At 45.4% G+C, this 7,963-nt stretch carries 10 protein-coding genes; 9 read left to right on the forward strand and 1 reads right to left on the reverse strand.

What is annotated here, in order from left to right; genetic code table 11:
• Positions 1–112: 112 nt before the first annotated feature.
• Positions 113–886 carry an SDR family oxidoreductase gene (locus B4H32_RS08585; protein ID WP_004756060.1) on the reverse strand — a complete coding sequence of 258 codons (774 nt, stop codon included), beginning with the start codon at positions 884–886 and terminating at the stop codon, positions 113–115.
• A gap of 102 nt (positions 887–988) precedes the next feature.
• On the opposite strand from B4H32_RS08585, the gene mazG reads away from it, so the two are divergent.
• The 9 genes from mazG (at position 989) to yjgA (ending at position 7,653) form a co-directional block, all read left to right on the forward strand.
• A complete protein-coding gene (mazG, locus tag B4H32_RS08590; protein ID WP_004756057.1) occupies positions 989–1,795 on the forward strand; it encodes a nucleoside triphosphate pyrophosphohydrolase in 807 nt (268 codons plus the stop codon).
• A complete protein-coding gene (locus B4H32_RS08595; RefSeq protein WP_004681707.1) occupies positions 1,764–2,192 on the forward strand; it encodes a ComEA family DNA-binding protein in 429 nt (142 codons plus the stop codon). The genes mazG and B4H32_RS08595 overlap by 32 nt, the downstream gene beginning before the upstream one ends.
• Positions 2,193–2,331: 139 nt before the next feature.
• Positions 2,332–3,786 (forward strand): polynucleotide adenylyltransferase PcnB, encoded by a 1,455-nt coding sequence (pcnB, locus tag B4H32_RS08600; RefSeq protein WP_286802043.1) that lies wholly within the window; start codon positions 2,332–2,334, stop codon positions 3,784–3,786.
• On the forward strand, positions 3,783–4,271 hold the full coding sequence (gene folK, locus B4H32_RS08605) for a 2-amino-4-hydroxy-6-hydroxymethyldihydropteridine diphosphokinase (RefSeq protein WP_004756055.1): 489 nt from the start codon (positions 3,783–3,785) through the stop codon (positions 4,269–4,271). Before pcnB ends, folK begins: the two co-directional genes overlap by 4 nt.
• A gap of 39 nt (positions 4,272–4,310) precedes the next feature.
• Positions 4,311–5,120, forward strand: a complete 810-nt coding sequence (panB, locus tag B4H32_RS08610; protein WP_004756053.1) for a 3-methyl-2-oxobutanoate hydroxymethyltransferase — start codon at positions 4,311–4,313, stop codon at positions 5,118–5,120.
• Between the two features lie 3 nt (positions 5,121–5,123).
• Positions 5,124–5,969, forward strand: a complete 846-nt coding sequence (gene panC / locus B4H32_RS08615; protein WP_004681701.1) for a pantoate--beta-alanine ligase — start codon at positions 5,124–5,126, stop codon at positions 5,967–5,969.
• A 27-nt stretch (positions 5,970–5,996) separates the two neighbouring features.
• Complete coding sequence (rapZ, locus tag B4H32_RS08620) at positions 5,997–6,848, forward strand: RNase adapter RapZ (protein ID WP_004681700.1); 852 nt, start codon at positions 5,997–5,999, stop codon at positions 6,846–6,848.
• Positions 6,845–7,114, forward strand: coding sequence for an HPr family phosphocarrier protein (locus tag B4H32_RS08625; protein ID WP_004678316.1), 270 nt, complete (start codon positions 6,845–6,847; stop codon positions 7,112–7,114). The genes rapZ and B4H32_RS08625 overlap by 4 nt, the downstream gene beginning before the upstream one ends.
• Before the next feature lie 2 nt (positions 7,115–7,116).
• A complete protein-coding gene (gene yjgA, locus B4H32_RS08630; RefSeq protein ID WP_004681698.1) occupies positions 7,117–7,653 on the forward strand; it encodes a ribosome biogenesis factor YjgA in 537 nt (178 codons plus the stop codon).
• The last annotated feature ends 310 nt before the right edge of the window (positions 7,654–7,963 follow it).

The following is a 7,963-nucleotide window of genomic DNA, read 5'->3' on the forward strand; positions in this document are numbered from 1 at the left end:
GGTGATATTTAGATGCGGTGATGGAGGTTGATCAGCAGACATATCATGTATTTGATGAATTCGGTAACAAAGGGTGGCAACGGGCTTTAACCATGGTTGAAGCCCCTTTTTATTAGCGTTTAGATAGGAAAATATTCGTAAGTCGATTTAAAAACTGAGGACTGATACTGGAAAGCTGGTACATCAGTTTGGTTTTTATCCCCACTGGCGTATGGGTTGGAATCAGCGCATGATTCTTCTGCTGGGCCAAGTGCAGCACCTGTTTTGCCACATCGGCGGGGGTTAGGTCCACCCCAATGTTCTGGATGCTGCCCGCATCCATATTCTTCACCATATTGGTCTGTACAAATAACGGCATCACATCCAGCACACGGATATTATATTTTTGCCATTCCACATCTAGTGCCTCGGTTAAACCACGAACCGCAAACTTGCTGGCGGAGTAGGAGGCTAAATCGGCCTGCCCATATATTGCCGAGGCTGATGAGAGGTTAATCACTCGGGCAAAACTGGATTTCTGTAGATGGTTTAATGCAGCATGACAGCCATTTAAAACCCCTTTGACATTAATTTCGATGGTATTGTGATGGGATTGAATGGAGGTGTTTTCAAATGCACCAGAATATAGAATTCCCGCATTATTCACTAAAATATTCAGTTCACCCGCCCAGTTTTTAAATTCCTGTAGTGCCATTTGCCACTGGCGATAATTACTGACGTTTAGATAGCCCGCTTTGGCATTTTCGCCCAGTTCTTTGGCCAGAGCGTTTGCCTGTACCTCATTAATATCGTATATGCCCACTTTATAGCCGTGGTTGTGAAATAAACGCGCGATTTCAGCGCCAATTCCCTGTGCAGCCCCACTGATAAACACACTCTGTTGCATTGCTTTCCCTTACTTTATCTTGATATTTTTTGAATCCGTGTATATTACGCATAAGCAGTTTGCTGCTGCAACAATTTAGCTGTACCTGGTTTGGAGATCATCATGGAAAAGTTATTGGCAATCATGCAGGAATTAAGACAAAAATGTCCATGGGATCAGCAGCAAACACCTGAAAGCCTGACCCGTTATGCGATTGAGGAAGCCTATGAGGTAGAGGCGGCCATTCGGGAGGGCGATGTAGATCAAATCCGCAATGAGCTGGGTGACCTATTGCTACAGGTGGTGTTCCAGTCGCAAATGTACAGTGAGCAGGGTGCATTTAATTTTCATGATGTGGTCGATGCGATTAGTGAAAAACTGATCCGCCGTCATCCGCACGTGTTTCAGTCGGAACACGATCAAAACCTAAACCCTGAGCAGGTCAGCGAATTATGGAAACAGATCAAGCAGCAGGAAAAGCAGGGTAAACCACAGTCACGTCTGGATGAAGTCAAGCATGCACCCGCCTTGGTACAGGCACATGAGATTCAGAACAAAGCAGCCCAGCTTGGATTCGATTTTGAAACGGTAAAAGATGCCTATGCAAAGCTGGATGAAGAACTGGAAGAATTACAGGAGGTAATTGCAACGCAGGAAGTCGATAAAATACAAGAAGAATTTGGCGACTGTCTATTTTCTTTAATTAATGTAGGACGTAAACTTGGGCTGTCGAGTGAAACGGCCTTGTTGGCGACAATTCATAAATTTAGAAGCCGCTTTGCTTTTATTGAACAACAGGCACAACGACAACACAAAGACTTGCAGGAAATGAGTTTGGCAGAAATGGATGAACTCTGGGAGCAAGCAAAACGACAATTAAAACCTGAGGAAAAAACCAATGACCTTGCCACATCCGTGCAGCAAATATAACGCTGTTTTATTGATTCTTTTATGTGTGGGGTGCCTTTCTCATCTGCATGCGCAGCAGTTTGACCAGTCTTATGGCCAATGGAAAGCCCAGCAGCAGGCACGGGATCAGCAATTGGCGAAACAGCCTAACAACAATTATTATCTATCACGTCCAACACAGCAAACCAGCTCAAAGCCTGTTTCATCTTCTGTAAATCAGCAGGGTGATAAAATTAGCCTCAATCAGGCGAATGTACAGCAGTTACAGACCCTGAATGGTGTAGGCGAGAAAAAGGCTCAGGCCATTGTGGAATATCGCCAAAAGAATGGCGGATTTAAAACAGTTGATGAACTGGTGAATGTGAAAGGGATTGGGCCAAAGTTGCTGGAAAAAAACAAGGCACGGCTGATGCTTTAAGGGAAATTCTGAAATGGTGTCGCTAATAAAGAGGCATGATCTGTTGAAACTTCAACAGAATAAATTGCCCTTTGTGTGGGTTGGAGCTATGATTAGCGACAAATTGTTATTTACGTCCTGACGTAGGAGACACTGTCTTTTGCAAACCTTGCGCGCGTCAAAATGTGGTCTGTCCACAGCTCAACTTCCTCCCTCAATTCTCGATGTGATTGATAGCCTGAACAAAGCTGGCTATGAGGCATATATTGTGGGTGGCGGTGTTCGCGATATGATGTTAGGTCTTAATCCAAAGGATTTTGACGCAGTCACCAATGCTACCCCAGCTCAGGTGAAAGAAGTTTTTGGGCGACGTTGCCGAATTATTGGACGGCGTTTTGAGTTGGCGCATGTCTACTCAGGCCGTGAGCTGATTGAGGTGGCGACTTTCCGTGCACCTCCGAAAAAAGCGGTGACCAGTGCATCTGGAATGATTCTTCGTGACAATAATTGGGGAACGATTGAGCAGGATTTTGCTCGTCGAGATTTTTCGATCAATACCCTGTATTATCAGCCCCGTAAAGGCATCGTACTCGATTTTTGCCATGCGGTTGATGATATTAAGACCCGTACCCTGCGTTTTCTGGGGGAGCCTGCCCAGCGCTTTGAGGAAGACCCTGTACGCATGCTGCGGGCCTTGCGTTTTGCCGCAAAACTGAATTTCCAGATTGATCAATCCATTCTTGATGTTTTCAGTGTTGAGATGACACAGTTGCTGCGAGATGTTTCACCGCACCGTTTATATGACGAGTCACAAAAATTATTTACCATGGGACACCTGACCCAGGTTTTACCAATGCTGATTGAGTTTGGTGTTTGGAAACAGTTGTTTGCTGAAATTCCACCAAACCTTACTGCCTTTATTGAGCGTGCGGCACGAAATACTGACCAACGGATTCAAATTGGTAAAACCATCAACCCTGCTTTTTTCTATGCGGTGTTGTTATGGAAGCCTTTCTTAGAACGTTGCGATTTTTATTTAAATAAAGGTGTTGTTCCTGCTGAAGCACGTGCCCAAGCTGGTTTGGATGTATTGAAACGTCAAGCCACCCGCACCATTATTCCGCGTTTTGCTGAAACTTTTATTCGTGAAGTATGGGAAATGCAAACCCGTTTGCTCAATCCAAAACCACAGCAAATTGAAGCTTTAGCTGGACATGCACGTTTTCGTGCAGGCTTTGACTTCTTGTTGTTACGTGAGAAATCAGGTGATAGCAGTACCGAAGGCATGGGTATTTGGTGGGAAGCTTACCAAGAAATGTCAATCGATCAAAAAGAAGTCGCAATTCGTCAATACAACCGTCAACGTAGTAAAACACGCCGTAAGACAGTTGAAGTTGATGAGCCTAAAGTGACAGAAATTGAGCCTTTGGTCAATGTGCCTGAGCCGAAAAGTCGTCGTGGCAGAAAAGAACGTGTCAGGTCGGATGAGTCCACCCCCCGTTTTATGGAAAAGGCTTCAGGTGATTCCAGCCAGGTTGGTGCTGATCATCCAATTCTCAAGCGCAAACGGGTAAAACGTGATTTAAGCCAAGTGGTTTTTGGGCCAACGCAATGACCATTCGTACCTATATTGGGTTGGGAAGTAACCTGGGTGATTCGCAGCAGATTTTGCGTGAAGCAGTTGCCAGGTTGGCAGGTTTGGGACCAGTTCAGGTTTCCCGACTTTATCAAAGCCTACCGATGGGTCCACAGGATCAACCCAATTATTTAAATGCGGTTGTGCAACTGGATACAGCACTTGAGCCTTTAGCTTTACTGGATCAATTGCAGCAGTTTGAGCAAGAGGCGGGGCGAGTCCGTTTGCGACGCTGGGGCGAACGCACCCTTGACCTGGATTTACTGATCTATGGTCAGCAGCAGATTCAAAATGAGCGTTTAACCGTACCGCATATTGGAATTTTAGAACGTGATTTTGTGGTCGTTCCCCTGTTGGATCTCGATACCCATTTACAGTTAAATGGCCATCCATTAAAAGATTTAGAACTGGTGCAGCAAGCAAGCTTGACTGTAATCGCAGACCAGTCTTGGGCAAACGCTTAAGACTGTTTCGTTCTGGAAACGCCTGTAGAGGACATCATCATGATTAGTCTAAGTGACTTAAGAAAGTTTAAAGCCGAGGGACGCAAGTTCTCATGCCTTACCTGTTACGATGCAAGTATGGCGAAAGCGATGGAATTGGCTGAAATTGATACGATTTTAATCGGTGATTCTCTAGGAATGGCGATTCAGGGCCGAGACTCCACACTTCCTGTGACAGTTGAAGATATGGCTTATCATACAGCAGCCGTACGTCGTGGTAATTCGCACGCTTTAATTATGACTGATCTACCATTTATGAGTTATGCAACGCTTGAAGATGGTTTAAAAAATGCTAAAGCCGTGATGCAAGTAGGCGCACAAATGGTCAAGATTGAAGGCGGTGCTTGGTTAAGTGAATTAGTCCAAGTTTTGACACGTAATGGTATTCCTGTCTGCGTGCATTTGGGTTTAACACCACAATCAGTACACGTATTCGGTGGCTATAAACTTCAAGCACGAACGCGTGAAGCAGCAGATCAATTAATTGCGGATTGCCAAGCTGTGGTTGATGCAGGTGCTGCGGTATTATTATTAGAGTGTGTTCCAGCTCAGTTAGGCAAGGAAATCGCTGAACTATTTCCAAATACCCCTGTGATTGGGATTGGCGCGGGCAATGAAACCGATGGTCAGGTATTGGTGGTACAGGATATGCTGGGTTTAACCTTTGGACGTGTTGCACGCTTTGTGCGTAACTTCATGAAAGAACAGTCTGGTGAAACCGCAATTCTGGATGCCTTTCAGGCCTATCATGCCGCTGTTCAGGACCAGTCTTTCCCTGCAAAAGAACATACTTTTCAAGTTGAGCTGTAATCCATGAAAACAGAAACCACCATACAAGGCTTGACTGCATCACTTGCTCCTGCACGCAGCACAAAAAAACTGATTGGTTTTGTACCAACCATGGGCAACCTGCATGAAGGTCACCTGACCTTGGTGCGTGCCGCAAAGAAAATCTGTGATGTGGTGGTGGTCAGCATTTTTGTCAATCCGATCCAGTTTGGCGCTGGTGAAGACTTCGACAGTTATCCACGTACTTTGGAGCAGGATAGCCGTTTACTGGCGGATGTGGATTGCGACATTATTTTTGCACCCTCTGTAGAGCAGATGTATGGCACACAGCCACGCTTGACCAATATCAGTGTCGGTCAAATTACCGATGACTTGTGTGGTAAGTCACGTCCTGGCCATTTTGACGGTGTGGCGGTTGTGGTGACCAAACTGTTTAACATCGTACAGCCTAATTTCGCGTTCTTTGGGCAGAAGGATTACCAGCAGCTGGCGGTCATTCGCCAGTTGGTGCAGGACCTGAACATGCCACTGGAAGTAATTGGTGTGCCTATTGTCCGCGCAGAAGATGGCTTGGCTTTAAGTTCCCGTAATGGTTATTTATCTGAACAGCAACGCGCGATTGCACCCACGATTTACCAACTGCTCAAGCAAGCCGAACAGCAACTGCATGAGGGGCAGGCACTTGCGCAGGTACTGGAAAGTATCTCTAACCAATTGACACAGGCAGGCTTTGTTGTCGATTATGTGGAGGCCCGTCAAACAAATTTACAGCCAATTGCGCAGTTTGATCGAAATGTGGTTTTATTTGTTGCGGCAAAACTGGGTACAACACGTTTGATTGATAACCTACAGGTCGACTTTAAAACTTAAAACTAGAAAATAAAAAGGGTAAACGTCATGAAGCGTATTCTTATCGTGACAGGACAATCAGGCTCAGGAAAATCCTCTGCATTACAGGTGCTTGAAGACTTGGGCTATTACTGTATAGATAACCTGCCTTTGGCGTTGTTGCCTGAAATTGTGTCAAAACTGGATTACGAGAATAATCTTGAGCAGTTGGCTCTGGGCGTTGATGTCCGTAGCACCCGTGCCGATATGCAGGAGTTTGACCATGTTTTTGAACAATTGCAAAAACACGGTACGGTCGATATCATTTACCTGACTACCCAGGATCAGGATCTGGTTTCCCGCTTTAGCGCCTCACGTAGGCCGCATCCGCTGGCAAACCGTTTTAACAGCCTGTTGCAGTGCATACAGGAAGAAAAACAGCTTCTGATTCCGATCCAGTTCCGTTCCACCGTGCATATTGATACCACAGATAAAAGTGTCCATGATTTAAAGCATATCCTGCTGTCCAAACTGGGTCAGTCGGACAAGTTGATCGTGATACTGCAATCATTTGGCTATAAGCATGGCATTCCGCTGGATGCGGATTATGTGTTTGATGTACGTCATCTGCCTAATCCACACTGGGATCTGGAACTGCGCCGTTTTTCAGGTTTGGATGAACCTGTGCGCCGCTTTTTAGAGGGTAGTCAGCAAACCAACGAGATGTTTGAAGATATCTATCGCTTTCTGGAAAAGTGGTTGCCCGCTTTCGCAGAGGGGCATCGCCATTACATGACCATTTCAGTGGGATGTACGGGTGGGCAGCACCGTTCGGTTTATATTGTGGATAGACTCAAGCAGGCCCTTGAGGCAAAATGGACTGTCCAAATCTTACATAGAGAAATGAAGCACTGGTCATGATAGACACAACAATTGATGTAATTAATAAACTCGGCTTACACGCACGTGCATCTGGTAAACTGATCGAGGTGACCACTAGGTTTCGTTCCTCCATACAAATTGGCAAGGGCGACAAGCTGGTTGATGCAAAGAATATTATGTCATTGTTGATGCTGGGTGCGGGTAAGGGCACCACACTGAGACTGGTGATTGACGGTGCCGATGAAGACAAGGCACTGGAAGAAATTCAAACGCTGTTCGCAGCAAAATTTTACGAGGCAGAGTAATAGTGGCACGTGGACCCCAGCGTTATACCGATGAAGATTTTGAGTCATTAGAAGGGCGTGCGAGTCGAACCGAGCAAAAAAAGGCGGTTCAGCGTATGGCAGCCTTGGGTGAGCAACTGGCTCAACTCAATCCCAAGCAGATTCAAAAACTTCCTGTCGATGAGCGCCTAATTGACGCATTGCTTGAAGTGCAGAAGATCAGCTCATTTGAGGCACGTCGTCGCCAGTTCCAGCGTGTGGGCAAGTTGCTTCGCAATGAGGATGAAAGCACCATTTTATCCTATTTAACGCCGCAGCAGGGCGCGAAGAAACAAATGCAACTGATGCGTTGGGTAGACCGTATGATTGACCAGGGTGATCCAATTATTAACGAGTTCAGCAAGGTGTTTAACGCCTCTGAACGTCATACCCTACGCCAGCATGTACTGCGTATTCATCGGGATATCAAGCAGCAGGTCAGTGAGGAGGAGCTTGAAGCCTCTAAACGCAAGTTTGTCAACTATGTACAGCAAGTGGCCCTGTTATCAGATCAGGGTTAAAGCTCCAAAGAGTGTGTCTCAAAACAAAATATTCTTGTAAATTCTGTTCGAAATACACTCAAATTGAGCACATAAAAGTAAGCGTCCGATGAACACACCTTATGAATTCGTCCTATAAGCCTTTAAGCCTTAATTTAGTCCCCACTTAAAAACAAGTGGGGACTTAAATTTATGACTACAAATAACCAGACAGAGGTGGTCCCACATGTTTGAACAACTAAAAGCTTATTTATAAGTGATATTCTGCTCTAGTTAAGCTACCTTATTTTGTTGTGGTAGCTGGTCATAGTAAAACTCATCTGGAGTCATT

It is taken from the genome of Acinetobacter sp. UBA2063, assembly GCF_002333245.1.
Taxonomy (GTDB): Bacteria; Pseudomonadota; Gammaproteobacteria; order Pseudomonadales; family Moraxellaceae; genus Acinetobacter; species Acinetobacter parvus.